We start from the raw sequence: 22,171 nt of genomic DNA, 5'->3' as shown, positions 1-22,171 counted from the left end.
AAGAGGCGATTGCGTACCGCGAGACGGATGGCACACGTATTGTTCCTGACTTGCTCTCGTCTGGCTCGGCATATCCAGTCGGCGACGAACGCATTAGGGTACAGTTGGGAGTCCGTCTGTTCCCACCTCGCAAAACGTTCGACAGGTTTGACCCCGAGAGAATTTTGTTCGGCCACGGGACGGGCGTGTTCGAGGATGCGAGCACAACACTTGATGATGCGCTCGCCGGCGCACGGAAAGGGTTTCCTCGAGCGCTTGTGAGGAACTTCGGCACAAACCTTCGGTTGTTTGCAGCAGCGATGAAAGACTAACCGACAAGCTATAAGCGAGTTAGTCAGCACGACGGCGGAGACACTACGCTTCTTCGAGTGCATACGCTTTCGGTGTCGTATTCTCACTCTTTTCTGTAAGAACGAAGACCGCACCGTCAGCGACTGCGAGCCCTTGCTGTGGCCGCCCCTCGACAGAATACGACCAGCGTTTTGTAGCCAACCGAACGTTACCAATGCCAGTTCCGCCCCCGGATTTGTACGCCGACACCTTGGATTCAGACGCTGCGTACACTGTCTCGCCCGCAGCAGCTGGCCCACACTGGCTCGTTTTCCCACCCGACCACTGCTGCTTTCCGGAGCCGAGATCAAGGGAGACGAGCCGTTGACCAGCTGCGAACACCCGCCGGCCAGCAACGACAAACGACTCTACCCCCGACACATCCGTTTCCCACACAGAGGTCCCTGTCTGATCGGGATTGATACCAAACGTTGGCCCACCGAAAACGCTAACGAACGCACCCGCTCCGTTGTAACTCCCATCCATTGTTGCGAGTGCACTGATCTGGCCGGGGAATTTCCGTCGCCAATATCCTCGGCCATCGATTCTGGATACCGCATACACCTCACCTCCTTCGGTTCCGACGAGGAGGAAAGGACGTGCCCCGATGGCGAACGTGCTGATCGGGCCAAAGAACTGATGATGCCATCGTTGCTCGCCCGTCACCGGATCGAGCTTGTAGATGTTGCCCTTATCATCTCCAGCGAACAGTTCCGAGCTCTCCGAATCAATAACGAGGGCAGAGATCCCCGACTGGTCAGCATCAAACTGCCACTGGCGCTTGCCAGTCGCCGCATCGAGTGCTATCAGGCCAGGTGATTGGGTCTGGGCAACATAGAGGCGCCCGTCGTTCCAGAGTACCGCTTGTAGCCACAGTGGTGGACCGTCACCGCTCTCTCGCCACTGCTCCTTCCCCGTCCGAGCATCGACAGCACGAACGGCATCTATCGTCGGAAGGAATGCAAGCCCATCAGCAACCACCGGACGTGCAGCCGGCCCGGAGATATCGAGCGTCCAGCGCTCACTCACGTCGGTTCGAGGACCAACCTGCTTGGGATTGTAGCTCGTGGCGAGTCCATCGAATTGAGGTTGTGGCCACCACTTCGTCTGTGGCTGCTCCTGTCCAGTATAGTATATCTCAAAGTCACCGAGACAGCCAGCCACACTCGTGAGACCAACGGCACCGGCTCCAGTGAGAAAACGGCGGCGGGTGTACATATCCTCTACATTTTATCAATATGGTATATGCTTTGTCCCATCTTTCATGAGATCTATCTAATATAATCGAACAACGAGACACTGACTATACTGGTGGCTATTCTGTTGGTGAAATGGAGCGAACAATGTTGTATATCTTCATACAATATATCGAGACAGAAATAGGTATATTGGAAGTCACGTTCGAAACGCCTTCATAGACGAATGAGCGACGTAGCATCACGCCGAGCGGACAACCATTTAGGAGAGTGCTGTGTTCACTTAATGAATGTCAGATGCCCTATCCGCGCCACATTGCCCCCGAGGCCCCGCGTATCCAGCAAACACTGCAACTCCCAGTACCAAAACTCGAATCACTTCAGGAGTGGGCGATCGATGGCACTGCAATTACGGCCTCAGCCCGGGTGAAAGACCCGACTGGACGCATCGCTCTCGTGAAGAATAGCTGGACAGACGGCTGGTTCTTACCCGGCCGAAGATTCCGAGCGTCAATCGGTCACCGATACTGTTATCGACGAATCTTCGGCTCCGGTTTCCGTCGGATACCGGCTTCAATAGTGTCGTCTCCGGCGGTCTTCTCTCGATCTCATACTCGAACAGTCAGCGAGCTGTTCACCATTCGACCGACGGTCCGCGCACAACCTCACATCGCCCAACCCACTCATGGACATACACTGTGATCCGGCTGAACGCGCATGCACTGGCGAGACGCCGTGATACGAACAGCACTTCATTATGAACTACGACCGAACGATTCAAGATAAGACGATCACGGAGATAGTACGACGCATCGACCCCTCATGGGAAGTGCAGAACGCAACGCCCGCCGTCGACGGACATCACATTGTCTACCACCTCGACATCGTGATGCAGTCAGGACGCCAGCAGTGCGTTCTCAAGGCAACACCACCGGAGAAGTCGCCAACCTGTGGCGACGAGGCCCGGACACTCGCGATTCTTGCTGCTCACACGTCACTGCCAGTTCCGGAAGTTCTGGGAGTCGTCGACGACGACGAGCACCTGTCGACGCCATTGTTCGTCTCAACAACGCTTCCCGGAGCGAATTACAACCGAACCATGCTGGCTACGTTCTCGGAGACTGCCATCGAACGACTCGCCCATTCGACGGGACGACACCTCGCGATGCTCCACGCCCTCGACGCGGTCGAGGCGTACGGATTTGTCGATATCGACGCTGACGAGACGCTCGACGGGGAATGCCCTCGTACCACGATTGAGCAACTCGTCGTCCAGAATCCCATCCATTCCTGGACTGAGTATCTAACAGCCGAGTGTGACCAGAAATGCACCTGGCTAACTGAGACCCAGTTTGGGGACCTAGCTCCGGTGGTCCGACCAGTCCTTGACGCACAGATCGATAGTCTGTCCGGTGAATTCGAACCGGTCATCGCTCGTATCGATCAGTCACTGGACAACGTTCTCCTCGATCCGGAAACGAGTGCCGTAACTGGCTTACTCGATTGGGAGTTCTGTGTCGCTGCGACGCCGGCCTACGATCTCGCGTTTGTCGAACACAGCCTAGCGGGGGGTCACTGGACGTTTATTCCGGATGTTCCAGATCGTCAGGAGACGATTCGCTCGGCTATGCTCGATGGCTATTTCGAAGCCGGCTCTTCCCGGATCGTCGAACAGTTTCACGAGAATCGTGAGTGCTATGCGATATTCGTGGCTCTCAACGCAATGCTCAACTTCGAAGATTGGTTCAATCAGGTTGGTGCTGCCTTCGACGTGACCAACGAACAGCGTGAGGAGGCCGCAACGACCCTCCGAGAACGCGTTACGAAGATGTTACACGACGATTTGTAAGGTGCAAGCGTACGGCAACAATGAAGCAAAACAGCCGTGCCAGATGGTCTGTCGCTCGCTGCCACGTAGATAGCGCTCACAGCTGTTTTTCCATAACGATTTCGTCGTACCTCCGATATTCTAGTGGATACAGCCCTGTCTTCTCGTATCCTCGCCGGCGATACACCTCGGGAAGGTACGGATGGTCTTGGGGTGTCGTCAGCCAGATCGTAGCGTATCCCGAACCTCGCATCGCGTTCTCGGCGTGCTCGATTAATCGATTCCCGACGCCTTTGCCCTTCCACTGGTCGTGGACGCCGAGACGGCTGAGCTTCACTCGTTCTGCGGCAGTCTCTTCGAGACGAACACCGCCACTGTCGACGGCGACAGTGGTGACGTACACCCGATACTCGTCGATCCACTCTGCGACGGCACATTCGTTGACGGATTCCGCCTTCGCAGGGAATCCACGCTCACGATTCTCGCGATACGCGCTCTGATAGACCGTCGCGAGGTCACTCGCATCGGCTGTGACGGCCTCACGAATTTCACCTGTTGGCATACGTGTCGATCTGTGTGGGAGAGTAGCTCAAGTGGTAAAACAGTAGGAACCCTCTCCAACGCCAGTTCTCTTGAGAGGGAGCCAGAAGCAGCACGAGAGCACCCCCAACAGTCAAGAGGACCACTCTCTGCGATCCAGTACGTCATTCACGTCTGCGAGCCGCTGTACATCCACTACATCAGCAGGGCTTTCATCTCCGAAGAAGATGCCGTGCCAGCCGTATTCGACTGCCGGCCGAACATCTCGGTCCAACGAATCAGCGATGAACACGTAGTCGTCGGCTGGGAGAATGTTTTCTGCAGCGCGGAAGATCCCTGGCTCTGGCTTTTGAGCTCCGACCTCACTCGAAATAACAATCGCATCGAACCAATCTGTGAGATCCACAGCGTCGAGTTTTGTCCGTTGGACGCGCCCAACTCCATTCGTGAGGATCCCGAGAGAGTACCTCCCGTCAAGCGCCTGTAGAAGTGATCGTACACCAGCCTTCTCGTGGGTGTGCTCGATCTCCGCCCTCACGAGGGCGTCGCTGAACGCCGTCGGGTTAACGTCGACTTCAGTCTGTGTAATCGCTGCCGCAAACGGATCGTCAACTTCTCCTAGAACATCGAAGAACGCCTCACTAAACGCCGCTTTGCCAGATGGCTCGACATCGAGTTCACGCAATGCCGTGTTGTAGAGCTCCTCGAATGAGATCTTGTAGTCGATAAGCGTTCCATCCAGATCGAAAAACACAGCATTCATCAGTTGAAATCCTCGCTATATCGTTCCAGTCGCTTCTCGTTCGAATCGCTGCGTAAACTCCTTGACGAACGCACTCCGTTCCTCAGCAAGCTCCCTTCCGACATCAGTGTACATTCGATTCGGGAGATCGAGGATTTTCTTATGGAGATGATTGAATTGCGTTTTCCCAGCCGAGGATGAGTCTTCCTCGGGCGGAAGTGACGGGTCATGGATCGCCAAGCCCTGCTCACCGCCATAAGCAAAGCACCGTGCGATCCCGACGGCACCTAAGGCGTCGAGATTGTCTGCATCACTGATGATCTTCGCTTCGATCGTCTCGGGTGTGACGTGGTTCGAATAGCGGTGGGCCTGGATACAGTGGCTGACGGCACCAATCGTTTCTTCAGATACATTGTACTCGCGGAGGATTCGTGCGCTTTCGTCTGCGCCCCACGCAGCGTGATCTTCGATATCGCCTCGATCCTCTTTTGCCCGCCCAATATCGTGCAGCAACGCCGAGAGCTGAATCCGGTGTGCATCTGCATCAGGATAGTCGGTCGCAAGTCTGTCGGCGGTCGTTTCAACTCGCTGTACGTGCTGCCAGTCGTGGGCGGGACTCATCCCAGCTCGAAAGTAGGAGTGGGCGATCGATCGGATGTCCTCACGCATCGTAGAACACGCATCACGAGGGACGTATAAAACGATACTGACACCCACACTGCCGTGATTCCAAATTCAGTTTGTAGAAGACAAGAGAAGTCACCTTTGGGCCGTCCTCGTAGATTTGCCGATGATTTCTTGTGTTCGTGACCGCCTCTCTGAAACAGCTCATATTCAACGCGGTGTATCAACAGCAAGAAAGAGACGAGCGGCTTCGCACTGGTCTTCGACCATCTTCTGAACGGTTGGATCGATTTTTTGCCAACTTCGTTCGAGTTTTGTGCGTACCCAGTCGGCCCCTTCGTCAATATCCATCTCCTGTTGAACGTAGGCGAGATAGAGTAGTGAGTGAGGCTGTTGGATGTGAGCTATTCCGTCAGCACTTGCGAGACAGACGCCCTCTTTGGTGTCAGGCGCAGTCTCGATGCTCCCACGATGCCCTGCGATACAGCGCTTCACTCGCTCGATTCGTTCGCTTGGGTAGTCGTGTTGTTTGAGAAGTTGTTCGGCCACGCGTGGTCCGTGGATGTGATGCTCCTCGTAGAGTGATTCATCCACGATACTCGCATAATCGTGGAGCAACGCACCAAGAACGACGATCTCTCTGTCAGCGTCGAAATGTGGAGCGAGCATGCGGGCATTTTCTACGACCTGCGTGATGTGGTGACTCCAGCTACCGTATCCAAAGACGTTACTCTCGGCGGCATACGCTTCTTCGACAGTCCTCTCTATGTTCTCAATCAAACTCACAGTTTTGTTCTGATTGATACTGAATTAATATCAACATTTTCATCAGATGGGTCACCACTCACACCAGGCGCTGTCTGAACAAAGCAAATCAATTGAGCCATGTATCAGGGCCGTTGTAGCATTCCCTGACTCAGAGTAGTGGAGAACACGAACAGCCATTGATACGGATACAGGGTCTACTACTATACTAGATCTCCTTACAATAGCTCACGAAAGCGAAAGGGTTTCTACTAACGCTACTGCTGTCGACATACTCGGTCACACCATCAAGAGAACAGTCCCCGATACTTACCACTATCCAGTGATTCACCGAACCCTATGTTGTAAGGGGTTGATCTATCGAACGTCTAGTACGCTATCTACGGATATCGGTAGATATCGGCAGGATGTAGAACATACGGGAAATCTCAACCGGTTCGATGTGTCACTAGATGTGACCCTCATTTCGGAGTTGATCTGCGTCTTGATCCGTATATCGCCACTCAATAGTGGCTTTCTCGTCTTGCCAGTCCCAGGGTTCGGCGAGGACGACATCGTCCTTGTCGATCCAGATGCGGTACTTCATCCGACCGGGAATCCGTCCCAATCGCATTTTGCTATCCTCGCAACGCAGACGGACGTGGTTGCCACCGAGATGTTCGGTCACGACCGCGAATACCTCATTATCACTGGGCATACGGAGATTCCGACGCCCTGTTTCCTCACTCACGACTCATCTACGAGGCAAGCACGGTTAAGTCATTGGTAATCCACACCACCATTCTATACCATACAGTGTATATGAAAACAACGTCATCAGGCGAATTTCTTCTGACTGAACGTTAATTCGGAGACGATGCTTCGTCTGGTTGCTATGACATAAAACACATAACATCTTCACAAACTGATTTGATAACTCATAATATTGAAATTCTCAAACAGAAAATTGAGTTGAGGTATATGGAAATGATTTTAGCACCCTGAGGTCAAATGTATATTATACTCTCTATATGGGTGAACGTAAATGGGCTCTTCTCGTTTTGGTTATCATTTCACTACTCAGTGGCTGTGCTGGAGACACTGCACCGGGAGGCGGAGGGACAGCAACGCCGGCGGCGACTGGAGAATCGTCTCTCCCGCCTCCCGACGGTGGAACCACGCGAACAGCGACTGTCACACGTGTCGTCGATGGCGATACGATGGAGGTGACGTTTACAAACGGTGAACAGGATACGATTCGATTACTCGGGGTTGACACGCCCGAGACGATAGCCTCGAATGAGAATCCAACAGAATACGCGGGAATTCCAGACACGATTCGTGGACGGGACTGGTTGCTGAACTGGGGTGAGAGAGCGAAATCGTTTGCCGAAGATGAATTGGCCGAGCAGCAGGTTCAGATTGTCACTGATCCGGAAGCGGACCAACGCGGGAGCTTCGGGCGGCTCTTGGCATATATCTACGTTGGTGAGACGAATTTCAACTACAAGCTTATCAGTCAGGGCTATGCTCGTCGCTACGATTCATCTTTTTCCTTTCGTGGAGCGTTTGGACAGGCCGAGCAGGAGGCACGAGCAGCGAATCGCGGCGTTTGGAGTTTTGAACAGACGAACCAGTCCACCGCTATGCAGGAGCCTGCTACCCCTGCTGACGTCAGCTGTTCAGATTTCAACACCCAACAAGAAGCGCAGGCGTTTTTCGAAGCCCACACTCCAAGCGAAGATCCGTATCGTCTTGATGGAGATGGTGACGGTCAGGCCTGTGAATCACTCGCGTAGCCGTCTCATGAGTATGCGGAAAGGTGAACTCTCAGAAGTCATTGGTATCAGTGTTAGTCTGTAGATGAACGATAGGAGCACGGACAACGAAGCGGTGAAAGATTAATCAACCAACGACAGATAGAGCAATGAAGACATGATCTTACGTACCCTTACAACCGTGAAACTCACCGCCGCTGATGGCTAATTACGTGTTTATCTATGCATAACAAATTGACCTGGATGATTTCAGCATACCATTCAGGCAATCTGTTAGGTAGTCGAGCTCATTCTGAAAACTTGTGTATGAGTCCTTCTCGTCCGAGTAAATTTGCATCTAGTACAATAATCATCAACATAATGATGATGTAGAGTAGAAGAGAATTGGTGAATGTAATTATTCCTTCAACGTTTGCTGCATAACACACCACAGTACCGAGTAATAATATCATCAATTCGAGACCCCAGATTATCCAGACCGTAGATGTTATTTTCATACTTCAGTCATCATATCTCAATATACAAATAGTCATTGGATGTCAGAAAAATCGTCTGCAACGGTGATCGATGGATGTGGGAAACGGACAATACAGGTCTTTGAACGTCGAGATGAACAGAACGAAATCACCGTCTGGTATCGACTGCGACACTGTATTTCACCGTATCTTCTACTAGCACAGGCCACTGTAGAAAGACACTCCTCTGCTGTCTGTGTATCAGTCGAAGGTAGGCCAGAATTTCTGTTGTTTCGTAATACTGATTTTAGTAGTGAAGCAGAACAGAGACTGAGTCAGAGATTGTCCACATTTTGATATGAACGATACTGGGTGCTGGTGGTCCTGTACGTGATTCTGGCGATACGGTGAAGACGTAGACGAGGTTCTGCTCGCTGCTACTATTTTGCGCACGGGAACGTTGGTAATCTCGAACAGCAATTCCGCTGAGTGATGTTACTCGCGGCGGCGATAGCCCCACAGCCCGACACCGGCAGCTGCAAGAGTGGACAACACACCAAAGCCAGGACCATCTGTTGCGGTTGACTCCTTGTCCTTGGATGGTGGGGAGCGCTCTGCGGATGCCGTTGTGGTCGTTGCTTCGGTCGAGGTCGATTGGGTCAAAGTAGATGTCGTCTGTGAATGAGAGTCCGTAAAGGTTGTAGTCGGTGTCGTTTGCGGTGTCGTGTCTGTTCGGGTTTGAAGTGTCGTCTCAGAGGGCGTGGTGGTTTGTGCCGGTGTTTCGGTGGCTTCGTCAGTGGAATCCGAATTGTCGTCCTCGGTGGATCCAGAGACGTTAACGGAGACCTCGTACGACGCCTTCTCGTTGAACGTGTTGATCGTCGAACTCTCTATGTTCGGATTGACGCGGAGGAAGTGCGTCCCGGTCGTCATCGCCGTGTAGGTGAACTCGTGGTCTCCCCCAATCGTTTGACGTGCGATAGCGTAGTCCGTATCGGAGTATGAATCAAGCATTACGTCGCTCGCGTTCGGCCCGACGAGGTATGTGTACGGGCTAAATCTCCCGTCGTACTCAGCAGAGACGGTGATCGTCTCCCCTTTTTCGAGGTCGATCGCGTACGTATCTCGGTCAGAGCCGCTCAGCACGCCGGCGATCGTCGCGTCCTGGTCGATCTGAGTGGCCGTGTTCGGTTGCTCGTTCGGGTCGTTTCCATCGAGCTCCGTCGTCTCGACGGCTAACTCATAATCGGTCGGTTCGCTGAACTCATTACCGACGGGTTGTACCCGGACGTAGTAGGTCCCAGACAGCTCGGCGATGTCACCACCCGTCGCAGTCCCACCCGTGACCATTCGCATGGTATGATAGCCAGGGACCATCAGGTCAGCAGGACCTTCGCCGATCCGCTCACCGTCCGGGTTGTAGAGTTCGAATTTGAGGTCTTCCTCATTCTCCGTCGTGAGGGTGAGATTGGCGAAGATACTCTTCCCAGATTCAACCTCAACGGCGTGCCAATCGACATCATCCGGTTCGATCGTTCCAGTCGCGGTCTTCCCGACATCGATGGCTGTGGCGGTCGTCCGACTGTCATTGCCATCCGAGCCATCAGTAGCCAGCACGCTGGCGGGAACGCCACTCGCTCCGATAACGGAGACGACGAGGAGGGCTGACACCATCCAAACAACCAGTCGTTTTCCAATCATAGTAGTATATTTCTATTGCGAGAACTCCCGCAGACCATGAGATGACGGGAGGCTCTCGGAAGCATATCGATAACTCGACAAGTGCATAATAGGTTTTGTGGCCGGTTGTGTCGATTGCACGCGTCGTGTGGGCGTTTTCGCGGGTTGGTCACCGACGCTCGCTACCGTCTCGGAAATCTCCTATTCTATGAACTGGTTTCATATTTCTGTACAACCGTGATACTCACCACCACTATTGGCTAATTGGTGTTTCTACACATACGCACGACATTGACCAACGTCAACTACACTCTCCTACTGGTAGAGAAACGACTATTCACGGGTTAAGCTACATCTTACGTTCACCTCACTAAAAAACTAATAACAAAATTATCGACTTCCTTCGTTGTAGAGTACAATGGGTATGAGTGAGCAAAACATGCAGTAGACCGCAGCAAAAGCAGAAATTCTTATCCGCAAGTCGATTAACGAAGTGTTTGGATTGATGATATTACTGCGACTGGCCAGTATTTGAATCTTTCCGCGCTCCAAACATACTAAGTTGCGAACGCTACCCTGCCATAATCTCTCAGCGTGCTCGCTGGTCAGCAGGAAAATCCTGACGCGGGAGGAACCCACACTGGAATTAAACACGATTACGTGGTCGCCACTCTCGGTGAGCTGTGGTCGTTCATAAAAATCGTATGAAGCTAGTAATTCGTGCAACTAGGGAGCTCAGCAGAAAGGGATTCTACTGGCGGGTGAGATTGGTCGCCCGTGGCCCTTTGGGGGCCTGCTCGATCTCAAATTCGACGTCCGTTCCTTCTTCGAGATCCGCGCCGCCAATATCCTCCATGTGAAAGAAGACATCATCGTCCGCGTCCTCAGTGGAAATAAACCCGTAACCGCCTGTGTCGTTGAAGAAATCAACCGTACCTTTCGACATTACGATCAAAGCTTGTGGCCACACCTGTATAGGTGTTCCGAGAGGTGTCATATCATGACCCACGTACTGAGTGCTCGTGTGACGGTTGGCCAACTATCACATGATTCTATACGAATGTGAAATTGGGTGTGAAGCAGAACGGAGACTGAGTCAGAGATTGTCTGTATTCTGATAGGAACGACACTGAGTACTGGTAGTCTTGTACGTGATTCTGGCAATACAGTGGGGATATAGACGAGGTTCTGCTCGTTTCTGCTAATTTGCGCACGGGAACGTTGGTAATCTCGAACAGCAATTCCGCCGAGTGATGTTACTCGCGGCGGCGATAGCCCCACAGCCCGACACCGGCAGCTGCAAGAGTGGACAACACACCGAAGCCGGGGCCGTCAGTCGTGGTCGGGTTCTCGGCTGATGGTGTACGCTCTGCGGATGCCGTTGTGGTCGCTGCTTCAGTCGAGGTCGATTGGGTCAAAGTAGATGTCGTCTGGGATGACGTGGTTGTCTGTGTATGAGGATCCGTGCGGGTCGAAGTTGGCGTCGTTTGCGTTGCCGTCTCCGTTCTGATGTGTAGTGTCGGCTCGGAGGGCGTGCTCGTGGGCGTTTGTGTCTGTGTTTCGGTCGCTTCGTCAGTAGCATCCGAATCGTCGTCCTCGGTGGACCTAGACTCATCTTCCGACAAAACGAGGAGGGGCCACCCTGGGATGGGAAACTCTCGATAACCATCGAATTTCCGATACAATCTGGCGAGGAGCATCCCGTCCAGTGGAACGAACGTATCGATTCGTCCATCACCAGAATACCGATACTCGGTCTGTTGCTGGCCAGTCGTGACGTCAAGACCGACAAGAGTCGATCCACGCAAGCCATAGAGACGATCCCCGACAAGGGTTGTCTCAGAGACCCCATCTGTTGTCCATTGCTTCGTTCCTGTCTCAATATTAAACGCGAAGAATGTGCCGTCGACCGCTGCATACACCATATCCTCGTGAATCACAGGCGTGGATACGTAACGAGCCTCTCCTCGATCGAGTGGGCCGCCCTGTTGCTGCCAACGAACCGTGCCAGAGGCTGGATCCAATGAATACAAGACAGTATTAGTGGCAACGATCACTCCCTGCTTCGTTGCAGCTATCTCCGGATAATCAGCATCGATTGTGGTTTTCCACTGGGAATCGCCCGTCGTACTGTCGAGCGCTCGGACTTCCGATGGTGCATCCCCGGATCGCTCTATTAGCCCTACGTAGAGAGTCTCGTCAGCAACTGCGTGTTTCCACGTGAGAAACTTATCGTTCACACCGCTGAGACCCTCCCATACGACTGACCCATCGGAACTATCCAGTGTAACGAATGCATTGTTGGCGCCTTGGAGATAGAGCCGACCGTTCGAAACCACGAGCCAGGTCCCGCCATGAGGACTGTTCCATTGCTCCGTTCCGGTTTCGGCGTCGAACGCACGGGTTCGTGTTCCATTACTAAAATAAACCGTCCCATCGATAACGGCCGGAGGGATGGATCGGCTACTCGCCAGGGTATCATCGGTAAGACCTGTTTGCCAGCGAACTGAACCATCCGCACGAGAAATAGCCTGTAGCTGTGGATTTTCGCGGGTGAGCGTTTCGCTCGTCAGATAAATCGTGTCCTCATCAGCGACTGGTTGCCCAACGTTCTGCTTCTTCAGCGGCCATTTCGGCGTGACGTTCGATGTCGGGACGTGTCGATCCGCAACGACACCCGATCGACTGCTGTTGGCCCGATACTGCGGCCAACCAACGGTCTGAGATGAAGTCGACTGTGCGAGGGCATCTTTAATCGAGGGTGAATGAAGTGAACCGAGACCAACTACTCCGGCAGTCATTCCTGCGAGAAATATCCGCCGGCCAATACATTTGCCACGTCTGGCTGACGGATCTTGTTGTTTCATAAGCACCAATTCAACAAGCACATAATAGGTTTTCTGGCCGGGTGTATCGATTGTAATCGTCGTGCGAGCGTTTTCACGGGGATTCACCGACGCCACCGTCTCAGAAGTTCACTATTCTGGGCTATTTGCTAAACTCATCTCTCGATACAACTGAAGCCGGATCATAAAACAGAACGATAAATTGCTGAACGTGTTGAGAGCATCAGTAAATGAACACGCATATCTGGCCCGATGATCACAGCCACCTGATATCGAGCGTGTATCACAACTTCGAAAAATAGGTCTGTTGCTGTCTTTCCAATACACTCGGTGCATTTTGCCGGGTACATGGCTGCCTCTTCCATCCCAGTAATAATTGTGGAATTAAATACAAGCCGAGCAATTTTGCCATGACGGAATTGCTAGTGAGAATCTCCTCGCCACTCACAGGTATATGCTGCATAGAAACTCTCCTGATACGTCGAGTCGAGTATCTTGAAGCCCGTCTCTCGTAGCATCGATTCGAACAGGAAGTCGTACGTACTGAACTCCTCGCGGAAGTGGTTGTAGAGCTCTTCCTCGGTAAACGCAGTTGACTTTCTCGCTTCGAGCCAGGCCTTGATCTCCTCAGTACTGTCTCTCAGATCAAACGAATAGACGAGGTCGTGCAATCGGAAGATACCACCCGGTTCGAGAGTGTCTCCAACGGTTTTGAGAGCCTCAACTTTCCAAAAGTCAGGTAGGTGATGGAATACGTTCTTCGAGAACGCAAATGAGGCAGGATCTCCCTCGTGTTCGTAACTCACGAGCCCGTCGTGGACGAATTCGACGTTGCGGACGCCCTCATCGTCGGCTTTCTCTCGGGCCACATCTAACATCGATTCAGAGATGTCAATTGCTATAACCTGATCACAGTATTCTGCAGCAGCGAGCGGGAAGACGCCCGTTCCGGTGCCGAAATCGATAATCGTCTCATCTTCAGTAAGCCCGTAATCTACGAGACGCTCAAGTTCCGGGATTGGATCGAATGGAAGTTTTTTGTCGTACCGAGCTACCTGTTCTGGATCAAGATGTTCCTCACCTGCATGCTGGTGCTCATCAATCACCCAATCACGTGTCATTCTTGTCTAAGAATCTCGATGAATGATGATAACGATTGTGCGGATTTGTGATGGATTCTCATATCACGATTGAACGTTGGCAAACAGGATTGTCCCAGCCCCTTCGAACGCTTCGGTCGTCCGGTTTCACGTTTCTCCACAACTATGAAACGAACGACGACAGCAACATCCCGACATTAGTCGAGTTGGATGTCATCACATTCGATCCGGGAACGAAGGCGATCGAGTACAACGCGTATACCGTCACCAGCAGTAGCGATGGCTGGGTACAGGTCTACGAACCGTCCAGCGGCGACAATGGGCTCAATGCTGTTAGCCGAGATAGTTACGATACTATCGATAGAAAGCTGAGTTAGGGGATAAACTTGAATGGACTACTCCACGTCGATGTAATTGGTGATGCCCGAGCTGCCCACGCTGAGCAACCCACGATCACACGGCCCCCTCTCTGGCATCGGCTGATCGTGTGAGTAGCCATCCGAGTGTATCACCACGGGTTCTTGCTGAGCGGTGTCGGCTCTCCCCACTTCGCGTAATCTATTGTGACAAACCGTGAACAGCGAGTGGCACTATCAGCCTGCTGCACCCTACACTATTCGATACCACGACGTCTTCTCTCGCTGTCGAAGTTCGAACTCCGAAAAGAAGTTAGTGAAGTGATATGGTGGTTCGATGTCGTAGGATGTGATCGGTCTCATCGCGGTGAGCTGATAGCTGATTGACTACCCTGAATTGTGAGTGACGTGACGATCGTATGCATCGCCTGCTTGACGGAGGGTGTGAGATCACGCTTTGGAACGATGACTCCTACGATATAGACGGTGTCATCGACGTGTGCAACGAGGAATGTTCCTCGTAGTAGCTCAGAGGACGATCGGCGTACCCGCATATTGACTACCGTGGCTGGGATGTCGTTGGGCAGCGTTACCTCCTTCTGGTCTATACGAGTAGCTTGATCGAGGGAGTATATCTGTTTAGCTTGCTGGATTGCGGTCTCGATAATCGTCTCGCGAGGCACAGTATTCGGAACGCCGTGTTCCGTCCGCACTAGCATGCGAGCCGGATTGTCTGGAGCAGTAAAGCTGACAGTGTCTTCACCAGAGCTGGTGTTTCGCCAGTTGGCGGGATACTTGATGCTGTACGAAGCGCTATCACTGGTGTACGTCGTGAGATTTGTTGGATCAATGAGCGTCGATCCAGTTGACGTTCCAGTCGATTTCGTTGTGTGGGACGATGGTGTGTTGGTCGGTGGCTGGTCCGTCTCGGTCTCGGTCGGTTCTGATGACATCGGCGTTGCGATGGCCGTTGGAGATTCACCCCCTGCTGTCTCTGTAGAGGAATCCTCTGTGCTTTCGTTCTCAAATATGCCAAGACAACCGGAGCCGAGAGTAAGGGTGGCAACGAACCCTGCCAAGACCTGCCGTCGGTCCATAGTACTAGTTTCACCGGACAGTATATGAATCATGGGTGACGGGCAACCACCATCTTGCTGGGTGTAATCAGGGTAGATTGCGTGATGGATTAATCACTCAGCGGCCCTTAGTAACGGTGCCAAAGTATTCTCAAACGAACGCAGAGGGCCTCGGTTGTTAGCAAATATTCATATTCCATCCATTGATTACCACTATTATCCCAGTTATTACACGAACTCGTGGATCTGTGGTTCGATCCCCTTCTGCAATAACAGTCCGGCCCTCTTTGCTGAGTCTATTCCTTGCTTCTTCGAGCTGATTCCTCCTGGTGACGGTTATCAGATAGTCAGCTGTCACATTCAGAGTCGTCATTCAGACACTCGTGGCAGTCGAAACTCGGTAGAGAGGAGTATTTCGAGACGTTCCAAACGACCCGACAACACAATCGCGTAAAACGTTGCTACACTGTTCTGACCGCTGTCCGGAAGCGTGTCGTTCAGCTTATTTGAGATCGAACCTGTCGAGACTCATGACTTTGTGCCATGCTTCGATGAAGTCGTGTACGAACTTCTCCTCGCCGTCTTCAGCTCCGTAGACTTCCGCGATAGCTCGAAGCTGGGCGTTCGACCCGAAGATGAGGTCCACGCGGGATCCCTTATGCTTGAGTTCCCCCGTCTCACGATCGCGTCCTTCGAACACCTGTTCTTCTTCGGAGACCGGTTCCCACTCTGTTTCCATTCCGAGAAGGGCTGAGAAGAAGTCGTTCGTTAGCGTTCCCGGTCGGTCGGTGAAGACGCCGAGATTCGATCCGTCGTAGTTCGCGCCCAGTGCCCGCATGCCGCCGACCAGCACTGTCATCTCGGGTGCCGTCAGATTCATGAGCTCCGACCGATCGACCAGCATCTCTTCAGCTGGTCGGTCGGCCTCCTCGCTGCGGTAGTTCCTGAACCCATCCGCTTCGGGTTTGAGCGCCTCGAAGGATTCGACGTCAGTCCACTCCTGGGAGGCGTCCGTCCGTCCCAGTTCGAACGGGACGTCCACATCGTAGCCGGCATCGGCTGCTGCCTGTTCGATGGCCGCGTTGCCGCCAAGCACAATCAGATCAGCGAGCGAGATCTGAGTACCATCCGAGCGCGAGTCGTTGAACTCCTCTTTGATTCCTTCTAGGGTTTCGAGTACCGTCTCCAGCTCCTCGGGGTTGTTGACTTCCCAGTCACGCTGCGGTCTGAGGCGGATCCGGGACCCATTCGCACCGCCACGTTTATCGCTGTCACGATACGTCGACGCCGAGGCCCAGGCGGTCCTGACAAGTTGCGAGACGGATAGTTCCGACTCAAGAAGCTTCTCTTTGAGTACCTTGATGTCCTCATCGTCGATCTGACCGTGGTCGGCGTCGGGGACGGGATCCTGCCAGACCATCACCTCGTCAGGAACTTCCGGACCGAGGAACCGTTCTGGGGGACCCATATCGCGGTGGATCAGTTTATACCACGCTTTCGAGAATGCCTCTTGGAACTCCGCAGGATTTTCTTGGAAGCGCTCAAGGATCTCTCGATAGTCTGGATCCCGTTTTAGGGCGATGTCCGTCGTCAGCATCATGGGATCGACCATCTCCGATTGATCGTGGGCGTCCGGCACGGTGTCGTGTGCCTCCTCGTTCTTTGGCTTCCACTGCCATGCACCGCCGGGACCCTTGTGTGACTCCCACTCGTAATCGAGCAGATTGTCGATGTAACCCATGTCCCATTTGGTTGGTGCGCTGTTCCATGGGCCTTCTATGCCACCGGTAATCGTATCAGCCCCTTTGCCGGACTCGAAGTCGTTCTCCCAGCCAAGGCCTTGTTTTTCGATCGGAGCCGCTTCAGGCTCAGGCCCAAGATTTTCAGGGTCATCAGCGCCGTGTACTTTCCCGAACGTGTGGCCGCCGGCGATGAGTGCAGCTGTCTCCTCGTCGTTCATCGCCATCTGGCTGAAGGTCTGGCGGATGTTGTGCGCCGATCCCTCGACATCCGGGTCACCGTATGGTCCTTCTGGATTCACGTAGATAAGACCCATAACGGAGTTTCCAAGCGGATCCTCGAGGGTACCGTCTTCATCGAAGCGCTCGGGAGAGGTCGTTTCCATCTCATCTTCGGGACCCCAGTCGACGGCCTTGTCGGGTTCGAAGGCGTCCTCGCGTCCACCAGCGAAGCCGAACGTCTCGAAGCCCATCGACTCCAGAGCGACGTTCCCGGTGAGGACGATTAGGTCTGCCCACGAGAGTTTACGGCCGTATTTCTCCTTGACCGGCCAGAGCAGCCGACGTGCCTTATCGAGGTTCGCGTTGTCGGGCCAGCTGTTGAGCGGTGCGAAGCGCTGTCCGGCACGGGACGCGCCGCCACGACCGTCGCTGATGCGATATGTGCCAGCGCTGTGCCACGCCATCCGGATCATTAATGGCCCGTAGTGACCATAGTCAGCCGGCCACCAGTCCTGCGACGTCGTCATCACCTCTTCGATATCCGCTTTCACCTCGTCGAGATCGAGTTTCTCAAACTCTTCGGCATAGTCGAACTCTTCATCCGCCGGATCGAACTGGCGAACATTCTGGTTGAGAATCGATACATCGAGACGATTCGGCCACCAGTCTTGGTTAGACTTACTCATCATCGGAGCGTAGTTGCTTTTGCATATTAAGACTACTTAATTCGGCAATGAATATTCTATATAACCTAAACAATATGTTGGTTGTGTAAATTTTTATTTGTTATCGGTCAGCATGTCTACTGTACATTCAGTCAAGATTTCTGTTCAGGATCCCAAGACAGCTCATATCCAATTTAATAAGGCTCAAATTGTGAGATAACACAGGAGTTTCCAATGATACAGAAGGGACCGAAATCTGACTCTGAGAGTTGGTTCAGACGATGGCTACTGCGACCCGATATATTGGTCATTTTTCTCCTCCTTATCGTCCCCTTCGGTCTCGCAGCAGCGATCGAATCATCAATAACGTCACTGCTTGCAGTCCCCGGATACTTTGTTCTCATCGGCTTCACTGCGATCACAACTCCGATGCTGCCATCCGGATTCCTCGGTACACCTTGGTTCTTTGCTCTTAGCGGTGTATGGTTCTATTTCATAGCTGCTCTTACAGCCACTATTCTTCGCCATCTCTGGCGACTACTCTCCTGATCAATACAGAATTAGCGACTATCGATCGTCACCGTGGATCCCAACATCAACGTGGAGTAACATCGCGTCTTCTCCGGTGTGCCAGTGGCTCGTTTGCCAATCAAGCGATCCGTCAGGATTGCCCTCGACGATGATGCGGTGATGAGTCGTTGTCTTGTTCTTATCGTGACCCCACGTCCAATTGTAGTAGTCTGCGGAGGCTTTGCTCTCGACAGCATTGCCTTCGAAATCCGTGTAACAGTGGCCGTAGTCACTAGGCTTCCAGATGGACGTGTCTTTGCCACGACTCGGTGGTGCTGGTGGGGATTCGACGCTGTGCCACTCGGCTTTCCAGTTCCAATTCACCCAGTCGACGTCTCCATCAGCGGTTGTCCACTCGATCCAGTGATCCGTCTGGGTAAGCGTAATGTCGATTGGGTCTTCTGTCCGAGCCCAAACACCGCCCTGTTTGTCGCTTTCGTTGCTGTCGCTACCGTCGGAAGAGGCAGTACCGGAACCGCTGTCAGCGTTCGAACTCGTTCCCGGTTGGTCTGTCTTTTGCTTGGGGAGCTTTGACGAGGGGAGTTCGACGACAGTGGCGCTGGCCAGTTGTGGAGTCAATCGCCCATCGTTGGTCTGAATGTTAACCAGCTGGGTGCGGAACCCCTTCGTCTCCCGCATATCGGTGCTTCTTGTTCCGGATATATCGACACGAGTGTTTCCACTTTCGGTTATCGTCACCGCAACTTCGTCCAGAGCGTCGTAACCGCTTGAGTCTGGGCGTATCGTTCTGGTCTGATCAGCATCAGCGGCCACAGCGCGGACCGGCGCAGTCAAGACGGCACCGGCGACGCCCAGACGTTTCAGCGTATCTCGTCGAGAAATATTTATCGTATTAGTTGCAGATTGCTCAAGTTTTTCAACCATTAATACACTGCAATACTACCATCTACGAAGCATATACCCATTGATCTGTTCTTATCGTATCTGATGTATGTTATTTATAACTAGTTGGTGATGGGATGCTGACAAGCGAGCAGTACAATACCGTCTGGATGGAGATTGAATTCCGAGCAGCGAACATGCAACCGTCAGCAGTCCAGTATTGCCAATCGAGACGGATCCCAGTCGGTTGAACAAAGACGAGAGTGTACTCAACGAAAAGTCTCAGTGCCCACCTTTGCGGACGCAAAGTTCGTTTTCAGGCTGGAAAATCCCACTATCCAAACGCAAAATTCTCACCGTTGCTTTACGAGCAGAAATCCTCGATTGACCTGTAGATATGCAGCCACAACGACGGCGCATCATACGAGAGGAATTGTTACGAAGCATCGCGTGGATCGGCCTCGGAATTGTTGGATGGCCCCTCGTGATTTCAGAGGTAGCGTGGTTGGACGCGACGGCTCTGACGGTCTTCGGACTGCCTGCACTCACGTGGGCATTGCTGACGACGGGTGCGATCGGAATTCGTGCTGCGACATCTGCAGAGTTGCAGGTTCAGACGCCGGCCGGTCTAGTGATGAGTCTCCTTTTCGGAACCATGCTTGGCGGTGTCGGCGCAGTGTCCCTCGTCACAGCAGGTGAGTATTCTGCTCTGTGGGTAACTGTCGCGTACGTCGGGGTGACCGTTATCACTATTCTCTGGTACTGGTTCGTGATACCGGGCGCCGTTACCGCTAAAATGACAGCGTAACCGCCTACTGGAGACAGCACCTCTAGAACGAATGATCAGTAGGATCGTTTGGTAAACACGGAGCCACAGCCTGTATGTGCAACCTCTGGAAAACAAAAACCCTACAACCCGACGCGTTCATACCCCTTTAACAGCTCGTAGACAACAGATGTCACTCCCTCCGTGGATCTCTAAGCAATTGCCGGAAGACAGGAGAGTGAATACGAAGCTCACACACCGACACGTCATCGAGACGATGCAACAGACCGATCGACCGTTCTTTTCACTACAGCAAATTCAACAACGGATCAAGCCAGACGTCTCGAAGGTTACCGTCCGCAACCGATTGAACGAACTGGAGGAACACGGAATTATTGCAACAGAAATGTTTTCTGACTCGTTGACTCTCTATTATATCCATTATCCGGAGTCGAAGTGGCCGCTTTCACCGGAGGGAAAACGAGCGCTGGGGGAGTCGGCCGGTACAGAGAACCCACTCCGTGCGTTCCTACAGCATCCACGAGTCCGGTTGATCCTCCGGGAAGAGCTCTTGCGGAGTATTGCGTGGGCTGCACTTGGTTTGGTCGGTTGGGCAATACTCGTTAGCTCTTCCCGGCAGTTGCCAGCAACCGTCGGGACGGTGGGTGGGCTCCCAATCCTCACATGGGCGTCTCTCACAGGCGGAGTGATTGGCATTCGGCTGACGACTGGGAGCGACTTGCAGGTTCAGTCGAAAGAGGGGCTGCACATCCTTTCGCTGGGTGGTGTTGTGGTGGGCGGGTTCTGGGCCGTGTTTTTGATTTTTGTTCTGGACTGGCCATCCCTGTTGACAAGTGGACTGTATCTTTTCGTCACATTCACCTATGTTGTCTTCTACAAACGGGTGATTCTTCCCCGGTCTGACCTGCCGGTTAAAATTTGATCGGCTTACACGTAGAGTGACCAGTAGTTCTACCATGGTAAGAATATAAAGAAGAGAATTTTAACAGAGCCACTCCACACGATTGCGCGGGGACCCGAGCACGCACACTGCCAATGAACTGGCTCCGCACACGGGCTGTCATTGGTGACAATTGCACTACGTGCGTGATCGGGCGTAATCGATGTTTTTGCACTCCTCGAGTGTGAGTGCCAAGGATAATATGTTGTAGGTCTACACCCACCCAGACACTTCTCTGGCAGAGAGCACATGGAGAAAGACGAAGACAGCAATCGCAAGCATGCCCCCTGCGACGATGCTACTGACCAGAGTCACCGAGATATAGATAAACTGACTCGTAATCCAAACACCGACGGCGTAGAGGATAATACCGACTGCTCGACCACGAAGTCCAATCGCTTTCCACCAACTCCCGAGTCGCATTCCGATCGGTGAATTTGCTACCGGGCCGCGTATGACGAAAAACGCAACGAAGCCGCCCATTGCCATCGCCCACGAAATTTCCTCCAAATCAGTGCGATAGAGAGGCACCCACGAAATTGCTATCACAGCTATCACAATATCGTTCCAGGTCGGTGGATGATCCGGAAACTGCTCAGAGAGCGCAGACAAAACGTCCATATCCCTCCCATTCGACCCTCAACTATACTTGTTTCCGATATTCTGTAATTACTGCGTATTGAGGACGATGAATCCGCTGTCGAGATAGGTGCCAGCAACTGCGCCGTTCATACCATCGAACGGGTGCTGACAGTCTCAGCGATAACAAATTGCAGTGATCGTGATAGAAAACGAGTCAAGTTGGCCACTGAGGAAGCTATTTTCACCGATTGGTACAGTGAGAGACGGCTTGATCACGTCGTCGCTCAATTGGCCATCGAGGAGCATCACGATCCGTGAGGAAAACCATACTCGACGAACAACTAATTCGCCTAACACTGATAGTGATTGTGGGTGCCACCGACTGCTGTCCGACGGATATTCGTCGAATTAGGGGTTGAGCGACCGATCGGGAAGCGAACTCATCAAGTGGGGGTAATGTGTTGATAATTGACCACTATACTAGTGCGTGAAACCTCTTTGCCGTTAATGAACTGATCAATATCGTCG

21 protein-coding genes are annotated in these 22,171 nt (G+C 52.8%); 7 read left to right on the top strand and 14 right to left on the bottom strand.

The window, feature by feature from the left end; all coding sequences use genetic code 11:
- Nucleotides 1–50: 50 nt before the first annotated feature.
- Nucleotides 51–311 carry a hypothetical protein gene (locus tag MW898_RS19560; RefSeq protein ID WP_248909991.1) on the top strand — a complete coding sequence of 87 codons (261 nt, stop codon included), beginning with the start codon at nt 51–53 and terminating at the stop codon, nt 309–311.
- Nucleotides 312–354: 43 nt separating this feature from the next.
- On the opposite strand, the gene MW898_RS19555 is transcribed toward MW898_RS19560, so the two are convergent.
- Nucleotides 355–1,548, bottom strand: coding sequence for an outer membrane protein assembly factor BamB family protein (locus MW898_RS19555; protein WP_248909990.1), 1,194 nt, complete (start codon nt 1,546–1,548; stop codon nt 355–357).
- A 735-nt stretch (nt 1,549–2,283) separates the two neighbouring features.
- On the opposite strand from MW898_RS19555, the gene MW898_RS19550 reads away from it, so the two are divergent.
- Nucleotides 2,284–3,375, top strand: coding sequence for a phosphotransferase family protein (locus tag MW898_RS19550; protein ID WP_248909989.1), 1,092 nt, complete (start codon nt 2,284–2,286; stop codon nt 3,373–3,375).
- Between the two features lie 76 nt (nt 3,376–3,451).
- On the opposite strand, the gene MW898_RS19545 is transcribed toward MW898_RS19550, so the two are convergent.
- The 5 genes from MW898_RS19545 to MW898_RS19525 form a co-directional block, all read right to left on the bottom strand.
- A complete protein-coding gene (locus tag MW898_RS19545; protein ID WP_248909988.1) occupies nt 3,452–3,916 on the bottom strand; it encodes a GNAT family N-acetyltransferase in 465 nt (154 codons plus the stop codon).
- A 111-nt stretch (nt 3,917–4,027) separates the two neighbouring features.
- Entirely contained in the window at nt 4,028–4,657 is a 630-nt protein-coding gene (locus MW898_RS19540; RefSeq protein WP_248909987.1) for an HAD family hydrolase, read from the bottom strand.
- Between the two features lie 15 nt (nt 4,658–4,672).
- On the bottom strand, nt 4,673–5,305 hold the full coding sequence (locus MW898_RS19535) for an HD domain-containing protein (RefSeq protein ID WP_248909986.1): 633 nt from the start codon (nt 5,303–5,305) through the stop codon (nt 4,673–4,675).
- Between the two features lie 165 nt (nt 5,306–5,470).
- Nucleotides 5,471–6,046: an HD domain-containing protein gene (locus MW898_RS19530; RefSeq protein WP_248909985.1), complete on the bottom strand. Its 576-nt coding sequence runs from the start codon at nt 6,044–6,046 to the stop codon at nt 5,471–5,473.
- 427 nt (nt 6,047–6,473) lie between these two features.
- Nucleotides 6,474–6,755 (bottom strand): translation initiation factor eIF-1A, encoded by a 282-nt coding sequence (locus MW898_RS19525; RefSeq protein ID WP_264556495.1) that lies wholly within the window; start codon nt 6,753–6,755, stop codon nt 6,474–6,476.
- Nucleotides 6,756–7,035: 280 nt separating this feature from the next.
- Here MW898_RS19525 and MW898_RS19520 point away from each other — a divergent pair, with 280 nt between their 5' ends.
- A complete protein-coding gene (locus tag MW898_RS19520) occupies nt 7,036–7,803 on the top strand; it encodes a thermonuclease family protein (protein ID WP_248909984.1) in 768 nt (255 codons plus the stop codon).
- A gap of 929 nt (nt 7,804–8,732) precedes the next feature.
- Here MW898_RS19520 and MW898_RS19515 read toward each other — a convergent pair.
- From MW898_RS19515 to MW898_RS19500, 4 genes are all read right to left on the bottom strand, one after another.
- Nucleotides 8,733–9,911: a hypothetical protein gene (locus tag MW898_RS19515; protein WP_248909983.1), complete on the bottom strand. Its 1,179-nt coding sequence runs from the start codon at nt 9,909–9,911 to the stop codon at nt 8,733–8,735.
- Between the two features lie 757 nt (nt 9,912–10,668).
- The gene (locus MW898_RS19510) at nt 10,669–10,863 is read right to left on the bottom strand and encodes a cold-shock protein (protein WP_248909982.1); all 195 of its coding nucleotides are present in this window, start codon (nt 10,861–10,863) and stop codon (nt 10,669–10,671) included.
- Nucleotides 10,864–11,173: 310 nt separating this feature from the next.
- Nucleotides 11,174–12,784 carry a PQQ-binding-like beta-propeller repeat protein gene (locus MW898_RS19505; RefSeq protein WP_248909981.1) on the bottom strand — a complete coding sequence of 537 codons (1,611 nt, stop codon included), beginning with the start codon at nt 12,782–12,784 and terminating at the stop codon, nt 11,174–11,176.
- Between the two features lie 401 nt (nt 12,785–13,185).
- Nucleotides 13,186–13,884, bottom strand: coding sequence for a class I SAM-dependent methyltransferase (locus MW898_RS19500; RefSeq protein ID WP_248909980.1), 699 nt, complete (start codon nt 13,882–13,884; stop codon nt 13,186–13,188).
- A 50-nt stretch (nt 13,885–13,934) separates the two neighbouring features.
- Between MW898_RS19500 and MW898_RS19495 the strand changes: the two genes are divergently transcribed.
- The gene (locus MW898_RS19495; RefSeq protein ID WP_248909979.1) at nt 13,935–14,240 is read left to right on the top strand and encodes a hypothetical protein; all 306 of its coding nucleotides are present in this window, start codon (nt 13,935–13,937) and stop codon (nt 14,238–14,240) included.
- A 338-nt stretch (nt 14,241–14,578) separates the two neighbouring features.
- Here the strand turns inward: MW898_RS19495 and MW898_RS19490 are convergent, their stop codons facing one another.
- Both MW898_RS19490 and katG read right to left on the bottom strand, forming a co-directional pair.
- Entirely contained in the window at nt 14,579–15,316 is a 738-nt protein-coding gene (locus tag MW898_RS19490; protein WP_248909978.1) for a hypothetical protein, read from the bottom strand.
- Nucleotides 15,317–15,797: 481 nt separating this feature from the next.
- Nucleotides 15,798–17,942, bottom strand: a complete 2,145-nt coding sequence (katG, locus tag MW898_RS19485; protein WP_248909977.1) for a catalase/peroxidase HPI — start codon at nt 17,940–17,942, stop codon at nt 15,798–15,800.
- 213 nt (nt 17,943–18,155) lie between these two features.
- Between katG and MW898_RS19480 the strand changes: the two genes are divergently transcribed.
- Nucleotides 18,156–18,470: a hypothetical protein gene (locus tag MW898_RS19480; protein WP_248909976.1), complete on the top strand. Its 315-nt coding sequence runs from the start codon at nt 18,156–18,158 to the stop codon at nt 18,468–18,470.
- A gap of 18 nt (nt 18,471–18,488) precedes the next feature.
- Here MW898_RS19480 and MW898_RS19475 read toward each other — a convergent pair whose 3' ends face one another.
- On the bottom strand, nt 18,489–19,376 hold the full coding sequence (locus MW898_RS19475; protein ID WP_248909975.1) for a hypothetical protein: 888 nt from the start codon (nt 19,374–19,376) through the stop codon (nt 18,489–18,491).
- Nucleotides 19,377–19,731: 355 nt separating this feature from the next.
- Here MW898_RS19475 and MW898_RS19470 point away from each other — a divergent pair, with 355 nt between their 5' ends.
- Complete coding sequence (locus tag MW898_RS19470; protein ID WP_248909974.1) at nt 19,732–20,142, top strand: hypothetical protein; 411 nt, start codon at nt 19,732–19,734, stop codon at nt 20,140–20,142.
- Between the two features lie 196 nt (nt 20,143–20,338).
- Nucleotides 20,339–21,043 (top strand): helix-turn-helix domain-containing protein, encoded by a 705-nt coding sequence (locus MW898_RS19465; RefSeq protein ID WP_248909973.1) that lies wholly within the window; start codon nt 20,339–20,341, stop codon nt 21,041–21,043.
- A gap of 231 nt (nt 21,044–21,274) precedes the next feature.
- Here the strand turns inward: MW898_RS19465 and MW898_RS19460 are convergent, their stop codons facing one another.
- Complete coding sequence (locus MW898_RS19460; RefSeq protein WP_248909972.1) at nt 21,275–21,682, bottom strand: hypothetical protein; 408 nt, start codon at nt 21,680–21,682, stop codon at nt 21,275–21,277.
- Nucleotides 21,683–22,171 lie beyond the last annotated feature (489 nt).

Source organism: Halocatena marina (assembly GCF_023276375.1).
Lineage (GTDB): Archaea > Halobacteriota > Halobacteria > Halobacteriales > Haloarculaceae > Halocatena > Halocatena marina.
This window is presented reverse-complemented; position numbering and strand designations above follow the sequence as displayed.

Coding starts and splice junctions, on each gene's coding strand:
- MW898_RS19550 (WP_248909989.1), top strand. CDS start 2,284: ATGAACTACGACCGAACGATTCAAGATAAGACGATCACGGAGATAGTA.
- MW898_RS19510 (WP_248909982.1), bottom strand. CDS start 10,863: ATGTCGAAAGGTACGGTTGATTTCTTCAACGACACAGGCGGTTACGGG.
- MW898_RS19540 (WP_248909987.1), bottom strand. CDS start 4,657: ATGAATGCTGTGTTTTTCGATCTGGATGGAACGCTTATCGACTACAAG.
- MW898_RS19495 (WP_248909979.1), top strand. CDS start 13,935: ATGGATTCTCATATCACGATTGAACGTTGGCAAACAGGATTGTCCCAG.
- MW898_RS19470 (WP_248909974.1), top strand. CDS start 19,732: ATGCAGCCACAACGACGGCGCATCATACGAGAGGAATTGTTACGAAGC.
- MW898_RS19505 (WP_248909981.1), bottom strand. CDS start 12,784: ATGAAACAACAAGATCCGTCAGCCAGACGTGGCAAATGTATTGGCCGG.
- MW898_RS19490 (WP_248909978.1), bottom strand. CDS start 15,316: ATGGACCGACGGCAGGTCTTGGCAGGGTTCGTTGCCACCCTTACTCTC.
- MW898_RS19475 (WP_248909975.1), bottom strand. CDS start 19,376: ATGGTTGAAAAACTTGAGCAATCTGCAACTAATACGATAAATATTTCT.
- MW898_RS19520 (WP_248909984.1), top strand. CDS start 7,036: ATGGGTGAACGTAAATGGGCTCTTCTCGTTTTGGTTATCATTTCACTA.
- MW898_RS19535 (WP_248909986.1), bottom strand. CDS start 5,305: ATGCGTGAGGACATCCGATCGATCGCCCACTCCTACTTTCGAGCTGGG.
- MW898_RS19545 (WP_248909988.1), bottom strand. CDS start 3,916: ATGCCAACAGGTGAAATTCGTGAGGCCGTCACAGCCGATGCGAGTGAC.
- MW898_RS19460 (WP_248909972.1), bottom strand. CDS start 21,682: ATGGACGTTTTGTCTGCGCTCTCTGAGCAGTTTCCGGATCATCCACCG.
- MW898_RS19500 (WP_248909980.1), bottom strand. CDS start 13,884: ATGACACGTGATTGGGTGATTGATGAGCACCAGCATGCAGGTGAGGAA.
- MW898_RS19480 (WP_248909976.1), top strand. CDS start 18,156: ATGATACAGAAGGGACCGAAATCTGACTCTGAGAGTTGGTTCAGACGA.
- katG (WP_248909977.1), bottom strand. CDS start 17,942: ATGAGTAAGTCTAACCAAGACTGGTGGCCGAATCGTCTCGATGTATCG.
- MW898_RS19555 (WP_248909990.1), bottom strand. CDS start 1,548: ATGTACACCCGCCGCCGTTTTCTCACTGGAGCCGGTGCCGTTGGTCTC.
- MW898_RS19515 (WP_248909983.1), bottom strand. CDS start 9,911: ATGGTGTCAGCCCTCCTCGTCGTCTCCGTTATCGGAGCGAGTGGCGTT.